The sequence below is a fragment of the Arthrobacter cryoconiti genome (assembly GCF_020905375.1).
Taxonomy (GTDB): domain Bacteria; phylum Actinomycetota; class Actinomycetes; order Actinomycetales; family Micrococcaceae; genus Specibacter; species Specibacter cryoconiti.
In genome coordinates this window covers 53,971-71,780 of the sequence record NZ_JAJJBU010000018.1, presented here as the reverse complement: position 1 = coordinate 71,780, position 17,810 = coordinate 53,971, and the positions used below count along the sequence as shown (strand labels likewise).

The 17,810-nt window shown below is 59.0% G+C and carries 18 protein-coding genes; 11 read left to right on the top strand and 7 right to left on the bottom strand.

The genetic code is table 11. From position 1 onward, the window contains the following. Positions 1 to 5: 5 nt before the first annotated feature. Positions 6 to 923 (top strand): oxygenase MpaB family protein, encoded by a 918-nt coding sequence (locus LOH53_RS09950; RefSeq protein ID WP_230067591.1) that lies wholly within the window; start codon positions 6 to 8, stop codon positions 921 to 923. Here LOH53_RS09950 and LOH53_RS09945 read toward each other — a convergent pair. Further along, on the bottom strand, positions 920 to 2,101 hold the full coding sequence (locus tag LOH53_RS09945; RefSeq protein ID WP_230067590.1) for an acyl-CoA dehydrogenase family protein: 1,182 nt from the start codon (positions 2,099 to 2,101) through the stop codon (positions 920 to 922). The genes LOH53_RS09950 and LOH53_RS09945 overlap by 4 nt on opposite strands. A gap of 80 nt (positions 2,102 to 2,181) precedes the next feature. Further along, positions 2,182 to 2,880 carry a TetR/AcrR family transcriptional regulator gene (locus LOH53_RS09940; protein ID WP_230067589.1) on the bottom strand — a complete coding sequence of 233 codons (699 nt, stop codon included), beginning with the start codon at positions 2,878 to 2,880 and terminating at the stop codon, positions 2,182 to 2,184. Positions 2,881 to 3,052: 172 nt separating this feature from the next. Here LOH53_RS09940 and LOH53_RS09935 point away from each other — a divergent pair, with 172 nt between their 5' ends. Beyond that, positions 3,053 to 4,210: a hypothetical protein gene (locus LOH53_RS09935; protein ID WP_230067588.1), complete on the top strand. Its 1,158-nt coding sequence runs from the start codon at positions 3,053 to 3,055 to the stop codon at positions 4,208 to 4,210. A 30-nt stretch (positions 4,211 to 4,240) separates the two neighbouring features. Here LOH53_RS09935 and LOH53_RS09930 read toward each other — a convergent pair whose 3' ends face one another. Genes LOH53_RS09930 through LOH53_RS09920 form a run of 3 tightly spaced genes read right to left on the bottom strand, consistent with a single transcriptional unit; the run spans position 4,241 to position 5,633 of the window. After that, the gene (locus LOH53_RS09930) at positions 4,241 to 4,702 is read right to left on the bottom strand and encodes a DUF3817 domain-containing protein (RefSeq protein WP_230067587.1); all 462 of its coding nucleotides are present in this window, start codon (positions 4,700 to 4,702) and stop codon (positions 4,241 to 4,243) included. Between the two features lie 59 nt (positions 4,703 to 4,761). Continuing rightward, a complete protein-coding gene (locus LOH53_RS09925; protein ID WP_230067586.1) occupies positions 4,762 to 5,280 on the bottom strand; it encodes a TetR/AcrR family transcriptional regulator in 519 nt (172 codons plus the stop codon). Next, complete coding sequence (locus tag LOH53_RS09920; RefSeq protein ID WP_230067585.1) at positions 5,277 to 5,633, bottom strand: hypothetical protein; 357 nt, start codon at positions 5,631 to 5,633, stop codon at positions 5,277 to 5,279. The genes LOH53_RS09925 and LOH53_RS09920 overlap by 4 nt, the downstream gene beginning before the upstream one ends. Between LOH53_RS09920 and LOH53_RS09915 the strand changes: the two genes are divergently transcribed. The 5 genes from LOH53_RS09915 to LOH53_RS09895 all read left to right on the top strand — a co-directional run bounded on the left by LOH53_RS09915 (position 5,632) and on the right by LOH53_RS09895 (position 10,282). Next, entirely contained in the window at positions 5,632 to 7,392 is a 1,761-nt protein-coding gene (locus LOH53_RS09915; protein WP_230067584.1) for a sensor histidine kinase, read from the top strand. The genes LOH53_RS09920 and LOH53_RS09915 overlap by 2 nt on opposite strands. Further along, entirely contained in the window at positions 7,383 to 8,033 is a 651-nt protein-coding gene (locus LOH53_RS09910) for a response regulator transcription factor (protein WP_230067583.1), read from the top strand. Before LOH53_RS09915 ends, LOH53_RS09910 begins: the two co-directional genes overlap by 10 nt. A 260-nt stretch (positions 8,034 to 8,293) precedes the next feature. Beyond that, complete coding sequence (locus tag LOH53_RS09905; RefSeq protein ID WP_230067582.1) at positions 8,294 to 8,785, top strand: FBP domain-containing protein; 492 nt, start codon at positions 8,294 to 8,296, stop codon at positions 8,783 to 8,785. A gap of 309 nt (positions 8,786 to 9,094) precedes the next feature. Beyond that, on the top strand, positions 9,095 to 10,030 hold the full coding sequence (locus LOH53_RS09900) for a patatin-like phospholipase family protein (RefSeq protein WP_376991689.1): 936 nt from the start codon (positions 9,095 to 9,097) through the stop codon (positions 10,028 to 10,030). A 75-nt stretch (positions 10,031 to 10,105) separates the two neighbouring features. Beyond that, the gene (locus tag LOH53_RS09895; protein ID WP_230067580.1) at positions 10,106 to 10,282 is read left to right on the top strand and encodes a hypothetical protein; all 177 of its coding nucleotides are present in this window, start codon (positions 10,106 to 10,108) and stop codon (positions 10,280 to 10,282) included. Positions 10,283 to 10,389: 107 nt separating this feature from the next. Here LOH53_RS09895 and LOH53_RS09890 read toward each other — a convergent pair whose 3' ends face one another. Next, entirely contained in the window at positions 10,390 to 11,268 is an 879-nt protein-coding gene (locus LOH53_RS09890) for an alpha/beta fold hydrolase (protein ID WP_230067579.1), read from the bottom strand. A 134-nt stretch (positions 11,269 to 11,402) separates the two neighbouring features. On the opposite strand from LOH53_RS09890, the gene LOH53_RS09885 reads away from it, so the two are divergent. Then, the gene (locus tag LOH53_RS09885; RefSeq protein WP_230067578.1) at positions 11,403 to 13,370 is read left to right on the top strand and encodes an AfsR/SARP family transcriptional regulator; all 1,968 of its coding nucleotides are present in this window, start codon (positions 11,403 to 11,405) and stop codon (positions 13,368 to 13,370) included. Positions 13,371 to 13,373: 3 nt separating this feature from the next. Here the strand turns inward: LOH53_RS09885 and LOH53_RS09880 are convergent, their stop codons facing one another. After that, a complete protein-coding gene (locus LOH53_RS09880; RefSeq protein ID WP_230067577.1) occupies positions 13,374 to 14,096 on the bottom strand; it encodes a YoaK family protein in 723 nt (240 codons plus the stop codon). Between the two features lie 199 nt (positions 14,097 to 14,295). Here LOH53_RS09880 and LOH53_RS09875 point away from each other — a divergent pair, with 199 nt between their 5' ends. Genes LOH53_RS09875 through LOH53_RS09865 form a run of 3 tightly spaced genes read left to right on the top strand, consistent with a single transcriptional unit; the run spans position 14,296 to position 17,776 of the window. After that, positions 14,296 to 15,921 (top strand): ABC transporter substrate-binding protein, encoded by a 1,626-nt coding sequence (locus LOH53_RS09875; protein ID WP_230067576.1) that lies wholly within the window; start codon positions 14,296 to 14,298, stop codon positions 15,919 to 15,921. After that, entirely contained in the window at positions 15,918 to 16,871 is a 954-nt protein-coding gene (locus LOH53_RS09870; RefSeq protein ID WP_230067575.1) for an ABC transporter permease, read from the top strand. Before LOH53_RS09875 ends, LOH53_RS09870 begins: the two co-directional genes overlap by 4 nt. Further along, on the top strand, positions 16,871 to 17,776 hold the full coding sequence (locus LOH53_RS09865) for an ABC transporter permease (RefSeq protein ID WP_230067574.1): 906 nt from the start codon (positions 16,871 to 16,873) through the stop codon (positions 17,774 to 17,776). The genes LOH53_RS09870 and LOH53_RS09865 overlap by 1 nt, the downstream gene beginning before the upstream one ends. Positions 17,777 to 17,810: the final 34 nt, after the last annotated feature.

The following is a 17,810-nucleotide window of genomic DNA, read 5'->3' as shown; positions in this document are numbered from 1 at the left end:
TCTTTATGGAAAACCCACTAGTGCGTTGGCGCCGCGAGTTGCGTGGCACCTTCAGTGACAACGCCGCGACTATTCCCCAATGGGAACTGGACCTGGCAGAGGGCGACGACGGCGGCTACTTTGGGCCCGAATCTGCCGCTTGGGCGGTACACGGCTCCATGACGACGCTGGTTGCTGGAATTCAGGCCCTTCTGATCCAGTCACTCCACCCCGGAGCTATGGCCGGGGTCCATGACCACTCCGACTACAAAAATGATCCGCTCTCCCGGTTGGCGGGCACCATCCGCTGGATCTTCACGCTGACCTATGGCGACACTGTGGCGGCCGCTGCCGCGTCCAATAAGATACTGCGCATCCACACCCATGTCACTGGCAGCTATGAGAATAACGCTGGGGAACTCATCCCTTACACGGCCAACGACCCCGATCTGCTGCGCTGGGTGCAGCTGGCCTTCACGGAAGCGTTTCTCTCTTCCCACAAAAAATTTGGTGGCAATGGCAAGGCTCACGTTGAACCAGACGCCTACGTCGCGGACTGGGCGGTAGCCGCCCATCTGATGAACGTGCCTAATCCACCGCTCTCCGAGACCCAACTCCATGAACAGTTAGCGCAGTTCACTCCGGCTCTGCGCTACGACCAACGGGTCGCAGACACTGTGGCTTTCCTACGCAATCCACCCCTGCCGCGCTCGCAGCAACTGGGCTACCAAATTCTCTTTGCCGCCGCGGTCTCCAGCATGGCGCCGGAGTACCGGGAGATGCTAGGGCTGAAAGTACCTCGATGGGGGATAGTGCCCCAACCGGTAAATCTTTGCACTCGGTTGGTGCTGCGCGGTGTGCAGGCCGGTTTGGGCAAGCCCGGGCCCAGTGAAGCCTCGGCCCGGGCTAGACGCCGTCGTTTGGGGTTAGACAACAAAGGTTAGGCGAAGGCGCTTTGGCCGGTGATGTCGCGGCCAATGAGCAGCGTCTGGACGCTTTCTGTGCCCTCGTACGTGTGAATGGATTCAATATCCAGCAGATGGCGCACCACATGGTTTTCCAACAGGATGCCATTGCCTCCGAGCATGTCACGGGCCGTTGATGCCAACGCCCGCGCTTTACGAGTGTTGTTGTACTTGGCCATGGAGGCCTGTGTGGGCCTGAGCTTGCCTTCAGTATCCAAGGTTGCCGCCTGAACGCACATAAGCTGCATGCTGGTCAGTTCCGCCAACATCTGCGTGAGCCGTTCCTGAACGAGTTGGAACTTGGCCAACGGTTTGCCGAACTGAATGCGCTGGTTGGCGTAGTTCAAAGCTGCCTCATACACGGCCGTGGCATGCCCGAGTGCTGACCACGCGACGCCAAGCCGCGTAGCCACCAAGACTTTCGAGGTGTCCTTGAAGGTGTGGCTTCCGGGCAAGACATTTGAGGCCGGAATCCTCACGTTGTTCAAGGTGATGCTCGCTTGGAAGATGGCCCGCAGTGATGCCTTGCCAGTAATGGTCTTCGCCTCATAGCCGGGGGTGTCTTGCTCAACAAGGAAGCCGCGCACGCCGCCGTCGTCCGCTCTGGCCCACACGACGGTGACGCCGCCAATGGAACCGTTGCCGATCCACTTCTTTTCCCCGTTGAGGACCCATTCGTCCCCGTCCAGGTGGGCCGTGGTGGTCAGACCCACGGAATCGGAACCATGGTCAGGTTCGGTCAAGGCAAAAGCGCCGTATTCTTCTCCTCGGGCCAAGGGGCCCATCCAGCGGTCCTTTTGTTCGTCGGAACCAAAGTACGCGATGGAACGCAACGCCAGTCCGCCCTGCACGGCGATCACCGTGCCCAATGAGCCGTCGATCCGGGAGATTTCCATGTTGATCAGCCCAGCGGCCATGGGTGACATCTGCTCCAGACCGGGAACGTTGATTCCGTCGGCCAGGAGGTTCTTCTCGCCCATGCGCTTGACGAGGTGAAGTGGGTAATCTGCCCTATCCCAGTAGTCGTTCATCTGCGGGAGGGCCTCCGCGCTCAGGCTTCGGGCACGTTCCCACGCCAGTCGATCCGCCTCAGGTAGGTTGGCAAAGACGGCAAAATAGTCGGTGTCGAGGGGTTCGCTGACATCATAGTCGGGCATGGGGCATCCTTGGGTGGGCTGAATGTTCTCTGCCGCCAGTTTGCCGTGAAACGCAGTCTCACGTCAATTGAAACTCAGTTTCAAAATGTGGGCGAACTATTTTCAAGCGTCCGTTGCACTGCCGCGGCGATTTCTGCGGCAGGGGTTGAGCGGGAAAAAACGGCCACCACGACGTCGTCCGTTTGGTTCTCTGAGCGGACGGCAGCGGGTGCGGGGTTCAGGACACCAAAAAGTTGGCGAACGGCGTCGAGCTCCAGGCTCACCTGCAACGCCGTCACGGCCCGGGCACCACGCATAAACTCGCGCAGAAGGTAATTGTGGGTTGCGATCACGGCAGCAGCAAAGCGCACCGACTCCAAGGGTTTAATCCCCGGAACGCGCGAACGCAGATGGGCGTCAAAGAGCTTTTCATAGCGGAAGACGGTGACAAGTTCTTTATCGCGGAGAGCTGGGTGCGCATTGACCACGCTATAGCGCTGTGCTGCCAGGGAGTCTTCCGCGGCAAAGTGGGCAAATACCAACTCAGCGGCCTGACAAACGACCTGCCAAGGGTCAGCTGACGAACTTGCTAACAGTGTCCGAGCATCCTCCAGCAACGCGGCGTGGTCGGCAAAGATGACGTCTTCCTTGGAACCGAACTGGCGGAAGAACGTGCTGCGGGAAATTCCTGCCGCGGCGGCAATCTGGTCCACGCTGGTCGCTTCAAAACCCTGCCGGGCAAACAACTCCAGCGCGTAGCGGGCCACATTAGGTGCCGGTTTGGTTGAATCCGGGCTCATCGCAGCTCTTGTGGGACTCGGTGGGAATTGAAGGCAAACATGTTTCTCACCTTAGCGGTTGAGTGGGGCAGGCGTTATCGGCGAAGGACTGAGGGCACAAGTGCGGGCAGCTGCCTCTTTGCTTGACAGTCTGAGCTCTACACGGTCAGCATTGGCAGGAAGGGAGGCGCACATGGGCGAGTCGGCACATCACGAGAACCAGCTGGTAACCGATCATGAGGCGGCGCTGAGCGTCTCGGAGCTTGCCGCCCTCCGCCCTCATGTGGTGGATCTTCAAGACGGCCATTTTGCCACGACGGCAAAGCTAAACACCACGGCGGCTGATATAGACGCCATCTTTGAACATCACCTGCCGGACTTCATCGCCTCGCGCGGTGGGGGACCTGTGGCGGTGATGTTCTGGGCGCACGGCGGGCTTGTCAGCGAACGCGCCGCGCTGGCCGTTGCCCAACGCGATATTCCATGGTGGCGGAGCAACGGCATCTACCCCATCCACTTCGTGTGGCATACCGGCCTTTGGGAAACCTTGGGTGACATGTTGGCTGATTCCAGGAAGGATCAGGCTGGCGCTCCTGGGCCCGAACTGGTGGGCTTTACCGACACCATCATTGAAGACGTGGTGCGCGGCGCTGGCGGCCCGGCAGTCTGGCAGGCCATGAAAAATAATGCGCGCCGGGCTTCCCAGAGGGGCGGTGGGGCAGCCTACGTGGCGACGGCACTGAGTGCTTTTGTGGCCGCACATCCGCTTCTGGTCACTGTCCACGCTGCCGGGCACAGCGCAGGGTCGAACTTTCATGGGCACTTCATTCCCGCCGTCGTCCGGGGAGGAGTCAACGTGAAAACGTGCCAACTGCTGGTGCCTTCCTTGCGTGTGGATACTTTCAAGGAAGGGATGTTGCCGCTGCTGGGTGCAGGGATTGGTGCGTTGTCCATGTTCGGTATGAACGTGGACGTGGCATTGGCGGACAGTAGTTTTGGTCTGTATAGAAAATCGTTGTTATACCTGATCCGGGATGCCCTGGAAGAGCCTGCGGGTGCGCCAATTTTGGGCTTGCAACAGTGCGTTTCGCAGGATCCGGTCCTTTCCGCGCTCTTTGCGGTGGCGCCGGCGAAGGGCGTTGCGGAAGCGATCTGGTCGCTCGCCGTTTCCGGTCCACCGTCCGCCCGCAGCACGGCCACCACCCACACCGGGTTCGACGACGACATCCCCACCATGGATAGTGTGGTGCGCAGGATTTTGGGACGCGACGCAATCGTATCCTTTGGGACCACACAGCATGCAGCCATCTTGGCGAAGATCGCGCGGCAGGCTAACGTGCACAAAAGCTAGCAATGCGGTCCAGCCAGCCCGGCGCTTTTGTTAGCTGCGCCCGCCTGGAGGGCCAATTACCAGCAGGGCTGTGACGATCACTCCAACCAGCACCACGAATCCAGGCACCAGCAGCACTGGCCGGTTGAGGAGAATGCGCAGGATCTTGCTGGCCAGCGTGTGATCGCGAGGGTCCGGGGTGGCCAGCGTACGCCAGCCGCCGTCGAGCCTGCCATTCTTTTCCAGATGGCGATCGAAGGGAATGGTCGCATAAGGAAGGAACGCGGTTGCAATTGCCGTGGCGATCTTACCTTTAGACCAGTGCTGGTTGGTGCCCACCAGCAAGGCGCACAGCACATAGGAAATGAAGACGACTCCGTGGATGGATCCGGCGATTGTGACCGGTAGTTTTCCGGCGTCAAAGCCGTACTTGGCCACCATGGCGGCGATCAACAAGGTCCACGTAACCGCCTCGGCGGTAGCAAGCGTGCGGTAAAAAGTGCGGGGAGTCATTTGGCTCTCTCGGTGTGGGTGGCCTAGCGGTTCTAACAATTATCTCAAATGTGAGTGCTTCAGTGGTCCGCTTGGAGTCCTGAGACGAAAGGGAGCACCGTCCGTTCGATGAGGGACTGGCGTTCTGGTTGAGGCAGCATGAGGCACTGGACGGTGACGCCGTCGATCAGAGCAAAAAGCTGCGAGGCTTCGACGTCTGAGAGGCCTTGGTCGATGAACCATCGACGAAGCTGCTGATCAAGTTGTGCCGACGTCACTGCCAAGAGCGGATTGATCGCCGCCATAGCGGCGTAGGCGAGCCAGACTCGAGCGCGGCGCTCGCGTCGATCGTCCACGGGGAGCCACTGCCCCACAAAGTCCATGAGTGTGGTGGCTTGTGCGGCTGCCGCGTCGGCAAGGAACTGTTCACCCGCATGGTCGAAGCCTGCACGCACCAGCTCGCTCTTGGTCCGGTAATAATACTGAACTTGTGCCGGAGATACGCCCGCCGCCGCTGCGACACTTCGGACGCTTAGGGCTCCGACTCCTTGCTCAGCAAGCACTGTCAGGACGCCATCAAGTAGGTGAGTGACGCTCATTTGCGCTGTGGCCGCCTTGCCCGACGAATCATGATCACGGTTGTCACCATCTCTCCCGCACCCAGCACCGCGATCACCAGACCGGCTTGGCGCAGGCCCACAATGGGCGTCTCCACGCCAAGCAATGCGAAGAACATCACGAGGCCCCCGATGATCATGACAGCGCCGGAAACGAACTTCCATCCATGTTTTCCCATAACATCCCCCATATATATACGATCGTACAGTACGACCGTATAGGCGAAGAATGCATCCGTCAAATCACACTCGTAGTGGTTGGCATCGAACTGCGGCTGAACATATTTGCGTGTTCGGCACTGAACAGGGTGGCGAAGTAATAGATTGGAAGCCATGCACCCGAAGATTGTTCGCTCAAACACTGCAAGGTCGCTGAACCGTTCGCTCAGGGTGATCCTGTACGGGGGTCTTTTGATGGCCGCACTGGAGGCGAGCCTTCTTCCCCTGAGCGGGCCTTTTGGCCATATTCTGATTTTGTTTCCACTGGTTTTCTTGGTCTACCTGGGTGCCGGAGCGTTGGCCTGGTATCGCCGGCCCAGCAATCGCATGGGTGCATTGATCTTGTGGGGTGGCTTCGCCGTCTTCGTGGGAGGGCTGCCCAATACGGACATTCCGATACTGGCAGCTGCAGGTCAGATTGGGGCCACCTTGGTTTTGGCGGTGATAGTCCATCTTCTGCATGCTTTTCCGTCAGGGCGCCTGCGGGGGAGGGTTTCCATGCTGAGTGTGGCAACTGCCTATGTGACGTCCTTGCTGCTGCAGGCTCCGGGATACCTTTTCAGTCCCGGAGGTTCCGCCCCGGATCTATTTATTGGCGAAAACCCTTCCTTAGTGGCTGCCGGGGGCACGGTGCAAAAGCTGGCTGGTGCCGCCGTCATGCTGACCACTGCTGTGGTGCTGGTGGGGAGGCTGGTCCGGGCGGATAACCAGCGACGCCGGGTCTTGGTCCCGTTGTTCGCCTACGGGGCCGCCGTCATGCTCTTCATCCCCTTCTCCGGGCAGATTCTGAAAGTATTAGGACACCCCTCCGCTGAAGTTCAAACTTGGCTGCAGTTACTGGCGATTGGCGGAATCCCTGTCGCCTTTACCTGGGGAATGCTGGTCGGCGGATTCGCTAAGACCGGTGAATTGCAGGAACTTGGTTCCTGGTTGGGAGCCACGGGAGCGGAGCGTCCAGCTTTGACTCGCGCTTTGGCTCGGGTCCTGGGAGATCCGTCGGTGCAGATATCGTTTTGGGTTCCCAGGCGAGAGGTGTTTGTCACGGAGGATGGCAGCGTTGCAGAGAACCAGATAGGGGACAGTAATCGTGCCAGCGTGCACGTGGAGCTGGATGGCCGGGTCATTGGCGCCATTTCCTATGATTCTTCGCTGATTTCAACCCCAGAACCAGTACGGGAAGCGGGAAAAGTTCTGGCCCTCGCCATGGACAGGGAACGCCTCACCGCTGAGTTGAGGCGAAGTCATACTGATCTGCAACGCTCACGCGAACGGCTGGTTGACGCTGCGGATCAGGAACGACGCAGGATTGCCCTGGACCTTCACGACGGATTGCAAATGCATCTGGTCCTGCTAGCTCTGGATGCGCAAAAGTTGGCCAATACACTAGGTGGGTCCGCGCCTGATGCGGGAGCGCCTCAACGTGCAACGACGTTGCGCAAGGGCATCGATTCAGCGGCTGCAGATCTGCGCAGCCTTGTGCATGCTGTCATGCCGGCCGCGTTGATCGAGCGGGGCCTGGCAGCGGCAGCGGAAGACCTGGTGGACAGGATGCCGGTGCCCACCACGCTGGAGTTGGGAATAGGGGCGCGTGCCTGCAGTCCCGCGGTGGAAAGCACTGCGTATTTTGTGCTGGCGGAAGCCATGACAAATGTAATCAAGCATGCGCACGCAACTAGTGTGCGTATCAGTTTGCACCTTGTGGAGGACTGGTTGCGTATGGAAATTCACGACGACGGCGGGGGAGGGGCACGCTTGAGCGGGGCCACGGGTTTGCGAGGGGTCATGGATCGAGTTGATGTTTTAGGTGGGCAGGCGAGCTTGGTCAGCCGGCTCGGAGAAGGAACACACATAGTGGTGGAGCTGCCATGCATGTAGTAATTGGTGAGGATGAGGCACTCCTGCGCCACGGGTTGCAACTAGTTCTCGAGGATGGCGGGTTCACGGTGGTGGCTGCCGCAGCCACCGCAGTAGAACTGGAAAAAGCGGTGGAAATACACCGCCCGAATCTTGTTATCACTGATATTCGGATGCCACCGACCCACACCGATGAAGGACTCTTGGCGGCCTTGCGCATCCGCCGTCAGTACCCGGAAACGGCCGTGGTGGTCCTGTCCCAACATATGCAGCGGCGGTATGCTAGCGAGCTACTGTCATCGCCCAATGGACGGGTCGGCTACCTGCTCAAACAGCGGATTGCAGATATTGAGAGTTTCCTTGCTGATTTGCTCGTAGTGGCGGCAGGCGGAACCGCTTTGGATCCTGACATTGTGGCACTCATGATGGCTCGGGCGAAACTCTCCGACGGCGCCGTGCGTGCCTTGACGCCGCGTCAGCATCAGGTACTTGCCTTAATGGCGGAAGGACGCAGCAATTCCCGGATTGCCGCTGAGCTATTCCTGAGCGGCAAGGCAGTTGTGCAACATACCTCACGGATTTACGACGCCTTGAACCTGCCTCTTGACTCGAATTCGCACCGGAGAGTGCTGGCGGTCATGCGTTACCTCAGCGAGAGTTGAAGCCCGGGCATCACGCGAGCCCACACTGTCTTCCTACTGGGTGTAGGCTTTTTACTGTGCTTGTTTTGGATGCTGCGCCCACGGGGCGTTTGGAGGTTCCTGGCGATTCAATCGCCGGGACTAGATAGCGCTGTCTTCTTTTGGAGAAACATCGCGCTTTGAAGCGCCCCCACATCCACCCTGGTCTTTCAGTGTTGAACGCTGGCTTGCTGCGTTGAACGCTGCGCTGAACCAGAACCAGAGAGACGGCACCACAAGACATGCTTGAACTTAACGAAAAAACAATCCGCGGGTCCTTTATCAACGCCTCAGTGCGCGAACGCACCAACCTGACGTTGCCGGAGAACTTCGCCACGCTGGACTGGGAAGAGCTGGATTTTCTGGGGTGGCGGGACCGCAAATATCCTGAGCTTGGATATGTGGTGGGCTACGTTGACGCGAAGCCTACCGCGATTCTGCTTCGCAGAGCTGAAGCAGCAACGCGTGCGCGTCCGCAGTGCACTCTGTGCGAGGACGTCTTCTTACCCAATGACGTTGCCTTCTTCAACGCCAAGCGGGCTGGAAAGGCTGGGCGGAACGGCAACACTGTCTCTACCCTGATGTGTGCCGGCTTTGAATGCTCGGCCAACGTCCGCCGACTCCCGGTGGCCGCGTACTTGGGTTTCGACGTCGAAGGTGCCCGGCGAGAGCGCATGGCCACCTTGGTGTCGAACTTTGAAGGATTTCTGCGCAATCTGCGCGACGGCGTCTAGCCAGGTGAGCGCGCATCAAGGCCTATGATGCGCGCTCAGCCTGCCCGTCCGACAGCGCAACGGCAACTTTCACCACAAAGTGTTGTCGTGTCGTCGGCGGGGTGATAGTTTTTCGTTGAACGTGATCAATCTGCAGGAGGTGATACCCATGAACGCAGTATCGATAATGGGTGCTCCCTGCGGTCCACGACTGCACGACTGAGACAGTCGCCACCGAGAGGGCCCGAAAGGCAATTCGCGAAAGTGACTCTCATGAACTCAAAACCTTTTTCAACCCTGGACATAACGTCGACGAATTCTGAGCGGCGTATGCCTGCAGAGGACCAACCGCAAGTCGACGCCTCGAAGCGGTTGCGCGGCGAGGGCGATCGAGCGCTGGCCTTAGGCGGCGGTGGATCGACCGGCAACGCGTGGCTGATCGGCGTCATCGCTGGCCTGTTCGATTCCGGCGTGGATCTGACCACAGCGGAGCTGACCATCGGGACATCGGCCGGATCGACTGCTGCGGCACAGATAGCTGGCGCGACCCCGACCGAGCTGTTTGCTGCCATCCTTGACACCGCTCCCCAACGACGTGCCGGTTTGACCGGGGCCGGGCCGGGCCTCGATCGGACCAGGCCAGCGATAGGCCAGTTGGCGAGGATCAACAAAATCATTGCCTCCGCAGAGGATGTGGCTGACATGCGCCGGAGAATGGGAGCGGCAGCGCTGGACATGGATGCGGCGTCGGACGGCTCCTGGTCAACACGGTGGCGCGCCACCGTTGCCGCTCGGCTGCCCAGCCAGCGATGGCCGGAACGAAGGGTGCTCATCACGGCGGTCGATGCGCATACCGGGCAACCGGTCGTTTTCGACCGCGAGAGCGGAGTCGAGCTGGCGGATGCCGTCGCCGCCAGCTGTGCCAGCGGGCTGCCCTACCGTATCGGCGACAACCGATACATCGACGGCGGCTACCGGGCCAACGCCGAGAATGCAGATTTGGCATCTGGATACAGGCGGGTGCTGGTGCTCTCCCCCTTTGGCGGGAGATCACTGCAACCAGTGAAGTGGGGCATGCATCTGGAGACACAACTCGAGGAACTACGGGCGCGATCCAGCAGAGTCCAGACGATTTTCCCGGACAGCGATTCCGAGCACTTGTTCGGTGCAAATGCCATGGATCTCTCGCTGCGACCGCCTGCTGCCGTAGTTGGGTACGACCAAGGAACAGCTCTTGCCGGGCAGCTCACCGAATTCTGGCGCTGACGCATAGTTCACTAGCCCGCCAAGACAGCCTGACGCTACGGTCAGCCACGGAGTGTTTGTGGGACTATCTACGATATGAGAATAAAACAGCTCGTGATCAGCTTGACCGTTTTGATCTGCGCTTTTGCCGGGTATAACTTCGGCAAGTATTTAGGATCATTCACCGGGCTTCTTTTCACTGCCATTCTTGGGTGCGTCGGAGTTGTCATTATCAGCGGTTGGGCCGCAAAAGATGAAAAACGTGAGTCCTGAATTTTTTGGCACCGTCAGCCAATACAAGGAGTTTCCGCAGATGGAGCTTGGGCGAAGGCGTGTGGGGTGGGGAAGCGACCTGGCCAGGACCACTCGTCTTCGTGAAGTTAGCGCGCTACTAGGTCTCGGATGAACTGGGCTATTTCAGGTGGATTCTCCTCCGCCATGAAATGTCCACTGGTGGTTGTTTGGTGTTGCAAGTTCCTAGCCCAGGCTCCCCAGATCTCCTGCGCATCAAAGCCCAGCGCCTGGCCCCAGTCCTGTTGGAGGACAGCCACGGGCATGGTGAGCCGATTGCCGGCGTCCACGTCCGCTTGGTCATGCGCGACGTCGATGCCGGCAGAGGCGCGGTAGTCAGCAACGATTGAGGTTACTGCTTGGGCGCTGGAGGACAGATATGCGGCGCGGTACTGCGCAGGGATGGCTTCCGGGTTCTTGGTCCAGACATCCAGGAAGTAGCCAAAGAACGCCTCCGCACTGTTTGCGATCATGGTTTCTGCAAGCCCGGGGGGCTGCGCCATGAGGTAAAGGTGGAAGCCGACGGCGGCCGATGTCCCGTGCATGACGTTCCACATATCCAGGGTGGGAAGAACATCAAGGCTGCCCAAATGCGTGACAGTGTCCGGGTGGTCCATGGCCGCGCGGAACGCGACCAAAGCGCCACGATCATGGCCCACGAGGGCAAATTTTTCATGACCCAATGCTGCGGCGAGAGCCACGACGTCGTTGCCCATGGTCCGCTTAGAGTAGCTGGACTCGTCCTTCTCAACGGGCTTGCTACTGTCCCCGTAGCCGCGCAGATCAGGACAAATGACGGTGTGGTCCGCCGCGAGATCGGAGGCGACGTGACGCCACATCAAGTGTGTCTGCGGAAAGCCATGCAGGAGGACTACGGGGGTCCCTGCTCCTGCGACGGCGGCGTTGAGGCTTATGCCGTCTCCAACGTGGATCTGTTGGTAAGTAAAATTGTCGATCTCGAGTGTCATGAAGTGCTCCTTTGTAAGGGAAATCAGTGTTGTGACCAGCATCCCGGAAGTGAATCAGCATTCAATCAGTAAGCCCGGTGTCAGCTGCCACGCCGGGAGGTAGGCTGATGGACGGAAAAGGGAAGGGTGGTTGCGTGGCTGTTGAACTAGGCGTCCTAGGACCCCTGACCGCATGGAACACTGCGGGGGAGAGGATCGCTCTGAAGGGCCCTCTGCACCAGCGTGTCCTGGCCCGTTTAGTGGTTGCCCGGGGCCGGGTAGTGCCCTTCACTATGATGGTCGATGACCTCTGGACCGTCCCGCCTTCACGAGCCGTGGGAGCCTTGCGGACTTTTATTGGCGACCTTCGCCAAGCCTTGGAACCGGAACGTGCTCCGCGCGGCCAAGCTCATTTGATCGTTACCGAGGGCTCCGGCTATGCCTGGCGTGGCGCACCCGAGAGCATTGACGCGGAAAAATTTGAACAGGCCATTGAAGCGTCCAGAGCACTACCGCATTCCGGTGCGCTGAAAACACTGGACACGGCCTTGGCACTGTGGCGTGGTGGCGCCTACGCGGACTTCGGCGAGCAACACTGGGCGTGGGCGGAGAGCTCTCGTTTACAGGAGCTACGCCTGTTGGCAATGGAAATGCGAGCCCAACGGCTTCTTGATGTGGGGAAAGCTAGGGAAGCCATCCCCGCACTCAATGCCCATGTTGGCGAACACCCGTGGCGCGAAGAAGGCTGGCGGCTATTGGCGTTGGCACTCTACCAATCAAGCCGTCAAGGTGACGCGCTGGCAGTATTGCGCCGCTCAAGGGGGAAACTTGTGGGGGAACTGGGGCTCACGCCTGGCAACGCCCTGCGTCAGTTGGAAGCGGACATCCTCCAGCAAGATCCCAGGCTCACCGCTTTGTCCGGTCCTGGATCCGCCGCCGGTCGAGTTTGGGCACAGGCCACCGCTAGTTACAACGAGAACATGGCAGTGGGTGCCCGGGGCAGGCTGCGTTCATCCGTTGACTTATTGCGCAGTCTTGCCGTGGCGGGTGGCGAAGGACTCATTGCTGCCCGGCGGCACAGATTGGAGGCAATCCTTGCAGCCGAAGAATTCGGGGACGCGGAACTGACAGCACGGGTAATAGGCGCTTACGACGTCCCCGCCATCTGGACCCGGGCTGACGACGCCGAACAGGGCGTCCGCATTGTGGACGCTGCCCAACGAACGCTGAGTGCCTTGCCATTGGACGGACATGATGATGCCCGCGCCAGATTGTTGGCGACCATAGCAGTGGAATCTCGCGGAACTACTACTCTTCGGGGCGCGGAGGCTGCCGCCCAAGCGGAGAGAATAGCCCGAAGACAAGAGGACCCCGCACTTCTTGCCTTTGCTTTGAACGGTGTCTTCATGCAGTCCTTTCGCTGTGCGGGCCAGAGTCAGATGCGGGACAAGCTTGGAACTGAGCTCGTCGTTTTGGCAACCCGGCACGGCTTGCCCATGTACCAGATTCTGGGGCGCTTGATCGGCTTGCAGGCTCGGTGCGCTGTGGGAGATCTAGCCGGTGCCACCGTGCACGCCACCGAACTTGACCGTCTAGGACAGCAATATGATTCGCCCCTGACAGCAGTCTTCACCACGTGGTACAGCGCCTTGTTTCTGGCAATGAGTGGACAGCCCCGGGATGTGGTGGCGAGCGCGTACCGGGAGGCGGCATCTCATCTATTGGGTGCAGGAATGCCGGGAGTGAGCGCTGGGCTGCTGCCTTTGGCATTGTTGTCACTGACAGTTGCGCATGGTGACGCCGTGGACTTTGATCCAGGAACTGACTGGGGGCCTTATCTGCCGTGGGTGCAGCCGTTGTTGCTGGATGCGAAGGGGGACCGTTCTGCTGCCATGGACGCCCTGCGCGAGATGCAGGATCCGCCGTCGGACCATCTTTTTGAAGCTCTCTGGTGTTTTGTGGGCGTAGCAGCAGTCAACCTTGGCGACCACAGAACTATGGAGCGGGCCCGGGCTGCACTCTCCCCAGCTGCCGGTGAACTTGCTGGAGCGGGCACAGGAATGTTCACCCTTGGCCCTGTTTCCAAGTTCTTAGATCAGCTAAGCGCTGCATTGAACCGCTGAGGGTCACAGTCCAGTCAGTTCCAACGTCTCCTGCTCGATTATGCGTTGATCCTGCTTGTATCGCGAGTGTCCCAGCGTGACCACGGCGATGGTGAGGACCGCTGAGACTGCAAGACCGAGCCATAAAGCAATGTGCAAGGCAGCCGCCCCGACTACGGCTCCGGTAAGAATCAAGATGATGGCCAAAAGCCGGCGAGCCCAATACTTGCCGTCTCCGCCAGCCAGCTTTGACTCGGACGCAAAAGCCGTGATCGTTGATGTCACCACCACCGTGGTGACATCAACGACCTTTAGTTTGCGGGCAGCGGCAGCTTGGATTCCCATCATGGTCGCCATTCCGGACGTCACCACACTTCCTGTCAGTTCCGGGACGGGATCCACTGACAATCCCACTACCAGCGCTAAAACACCCAGACCAAGACCCACAGTGAAAAATGCCATGCTAGTTCGGTGGGACCATCCTGGATGGGCATGACGTAGAGCTCGTCCGGCCAACGCGGCGCCGAGCATGAAGAACAGCAAGGCCAGCACAGGACGGAGGATCGGAAGTCCGGTGTCTCCTAGCAGCGCCATGCCCAAGATGACTACGTTGCCTGTCATGTTGCCCGTAAAGACCCGGTCAAGGCCCAGGTAACCCACTGCATCAACCACGCCGGTGGAAAATGTTAGGGCAAGCATGAGAATCAGATGGATGCGATCTGTTCGCAGAGAACGAATACGTCTCATAAAGATATTTCCTTGATCGTCTATTGAATTCAAAGTATTCGAAGTATAGGCTGTAGCAAGTATTGTATACAATCTTCGATAATACTTCATAATTGAAACCGATCATTGGACGTGTATGCCGCTTTTATCTCGCCCTCAGAGGTGGCCCAAGAGGGCTGCCTCTTCGGGGAAACAGCCGGGGAAGGCCATAGGACTGGCCGTGGGGCTTGCCTGTGCTGTGGCCCTGACCGCCAGCACTTCTGCCTGTATTCCAATTCAGCCGTTGCAGAGCGCACCGCCGCGCACCGACGTGCTGAGCGCGAATATTGGCAACCAGAAAATCATCGAAGGCGGGAATCTGGTGATGGGCCTCTCCGCCGAACCAGACCGTTTGGACCCCACCACTTCTTCATCCCTTTACACCCGCTACGTCATGCAGACCATGTGTCAAAAGCTCTACGACATTGACGCGCAAGGCACTTTAGTGCCGCAATTGGCCACAGCCCTGCCCACGATTTCCGCAGACGGTCTCAACGTCAATATCCCGGTGCGAAGTGACGCGACTTTTGCTGATGGGACGCCCTTTGACGCTGAAGCAGTGCGCGTCACCTTGGACCGTGGTCTGAACCTGAAGGGCTCTGGACGCAAGAGCGAACTGGGCCCCATCGCCTCAATTGCGGCACCGGATTCCACCCATGTCCAGATCACGTACAAGAAGCCCTTTGCCCCTTTGACCGCGGCACTTGCCGACCGTGCGGGAATGATCCTCTCGCCCACCGCTCTGAGCAATACGGAGCAAGCGTTCAGCGATCACCCGGTGTGCGTTGGACCCTTTAAATTCGTCAAGCGGATCCCACAGACATCCATTATTGTTCAGCGCGATCCCTTGTATTACGACGCGAAGAACGTCCATCTGGATAGCATCACGTACCGGATTATGACAGATTCAAACATCCGGGCAGCCAATTTACGCTCGGGCGATATTCAGGTAGCCGATTCCATTTCACCGCAGGATATTGATGCTCTTGCGCAGCAGCGAAATGTCGGTGTGCTCCAGGTGGGATCCTTGGGCTATCAGGGCTTGACGATCAACCTTGGTAACACCGCTGGCGTGGGAAAAGCCCCGGGAGTGATTGATACGCCCTTGGCGCAGAACCCCTTGGTCCGCGAAGCGCTTTCCCTGGCGATCGACCGCAAGGCGCTGGTGAATACCGTATTCAATAACTGGTACGACCCTGCCTGCTCGCCCATCTCGCCGTCGAGCCCGTTTGCGACCCCGGCCAGTGAGGCGTGCCCTGAATATAACCCGAGCAAGGCCAAGGAACTCCTCAAAGAAGCCGGCGTCGAAGTTCCCTACAAGGTGGAAATGCTGGTGACCAACACCCCAGATAGCCTCCGTTTCACGCAGGCACTGCAGGCAGCCTTGCTAGATGGTGGCTTCGATCTGACGCTCCAGCCCGTGGAATACTCCACGCTTCTAGACGTTCAGGACCGAGGGGACTTTGCTTTGCTTCAGCTTGGCTGGTCTGGCCGTCCGGACCCGCATGGGAATATGTACAACTTCCTTTCGACCAAGGGAGGAACCAACGTTGCCGGTTACAGCGACGCGGCAATGGATAAGCTCCTTACTGAAGCGGCACAGATCAATGACCCCAGTGAGCGCGGAAAAATCTACGGTCAGGCCATCGCCAAGGTTCAAGAGGATAACCCCATCATCTACCTGTACCGAACCCGCAGTCTCACCGCCTACAGCACATCAGTCTCCGGCATTTCAACGTTCGCCGACGGGGTAGTCCACCTCAGTAACGCCGCCTTCGTCCAAGCGCAGAAAGGACAAGACAAATGATTCGCTACATTCTGACGAAACTGTGGCAGTCCGCGCTGACGCTGGTGCTTTCCGCCGTGGTCGTGTTCCTGGGAGTGCGTCTGCTTCCCGGTGACCCGGCGCGGGCTATGGCTGGCGAGGATGCCAGCCCGGAACAGCTTGCCGCCATGCGCGAACAGTTGGGGCTCGATGATTCGCTGCCCGCCCAGTTCATGACTTTCTTATCCAATCTATCCCGCGGGGACTTTGGCACCTCAACCCGCACAGGAACGCCAGTGATCGATCTGATCGCGACCACGTTGCCGGTCACTTTATGGTTGTCGGCGTATGCGATTGCTGTGGCCGTGTTGGTGGGCGTGCTCTTCGGCGTCATAGCTGAGCGGTTCCGGGGACGGTGGCCTGAATGGTTCACCAATGGCTTTGCACTCCTCGGCCTGTCCGTCCCTAACTTCTGGTTGGGAATTCTTGCCATCCTGTATTTGGCTGTCGGTCTGGGGTGGTTCCCGGCTTCCGGATATGTGGACGTTCTCTCTGACCCGATCAAGGGCTTGTATTACCTCACCTTGCCTGCAGTCATTCTTGGAACTTCGCTTGCAGCGGTGATCATGCGCCAAACCAGGGCGTCCATGATTGAAACCATGAACACCGATTATGTGCGCACCGCGAAGGCGAAAGGTCTCAGCGGGGCGCGGGTATTGACCCGTTATGGGCTGCGAAACTCGCTCATAGTGGTGGTGACGATCGTAGGGCTCCAACTCGGTGGCCTGATTTCAGGAGCTGTTGTTACCGAACGAATCTTTGCTTTGCCGGGCTTCGGCAAGCTCACCTTGGATGCGGTATTTACCCGCGACTACCCGGTCATTGAGGCCGTCGTGCTGATCATCACGCTCAGCTACATTGTGATCAACCTGTCGGTAGACGTGCTCTACTCGGTGATTAATCCGCGGATACGAATCGGAGGAGGCAACTGATGGCTGTTAATGAAATTCTTCCCAAGTCTGGCTTGGATATAGAGGACGGCCTCGTGCTGGGCTCCAGCCGTGGACGTCTTTGGCGCTCCCTGCGTGGTAACAAGCTGGGCCTGTTCGGCGGTGTGTTGTTAGTCATTGTGGTCCTTTTAGCCATCTTGGCTCCGATTTTGGCACCTTATGGACCCGCTGAAGTTCACTTCGCGACGCCGTTCCAAAAACCTGGAACGGTCGGGTTCCTTTTAGGGACAGATGATCTGGGCCGGGACGTCTTCTCCCGGATGCTCTTCGGCATGCGCGCCTCACTACAAGTCGGGGTGTTATGCGTCCTCTTGGCGGTGGGCGTCGGTGCACCCTTGGGGCTGCTGGCAGGCTATTGGAAGTGGCTTGATGCGATCATCTCCCGGCTGACGGATGTGACACTGGCGTTCCCGTTCCTGATTATCGCCGTGGGCCTGGCTGCCATCAGCGGTCCCAGCCTGCAAAACGCGGCTATCGCCCTAGGCGTGGCATATATTCCGACCATGATCCGCATAGTTCGCGGTGAGACGCTACGCATCAAGGAAAGTGACTTTGTCCTGAGCGCGAAGACGATGGATGCCTCTGGACTGCGGATTGTCTTCACGCATGTGCTGCCCAATGCGGCCAGTGCCATCATTGTCCAAGCGACGGTGATCATGCCGGTGGCCGTCATTGGAGAGGCGCTCTTGTCTTTCCTCGGATTGGGCATTCAACCGCCCACTCCGAGCCTGGGGATCATGCTCTCTGACGCGCAGCAGTACATGTTCCGTTCGCCCACCGCGGCGATCATTCCCGGGCTCGGCATTGCTGTCATCTGCCTTGCCTTCAATCTCTTTGGCGACGCCCTGCGCGACGCCTTTGACCCCACAGCATCAAGCCGAAAGTAGACCGTGACGTACACGAAACCCAACTCATTCACTT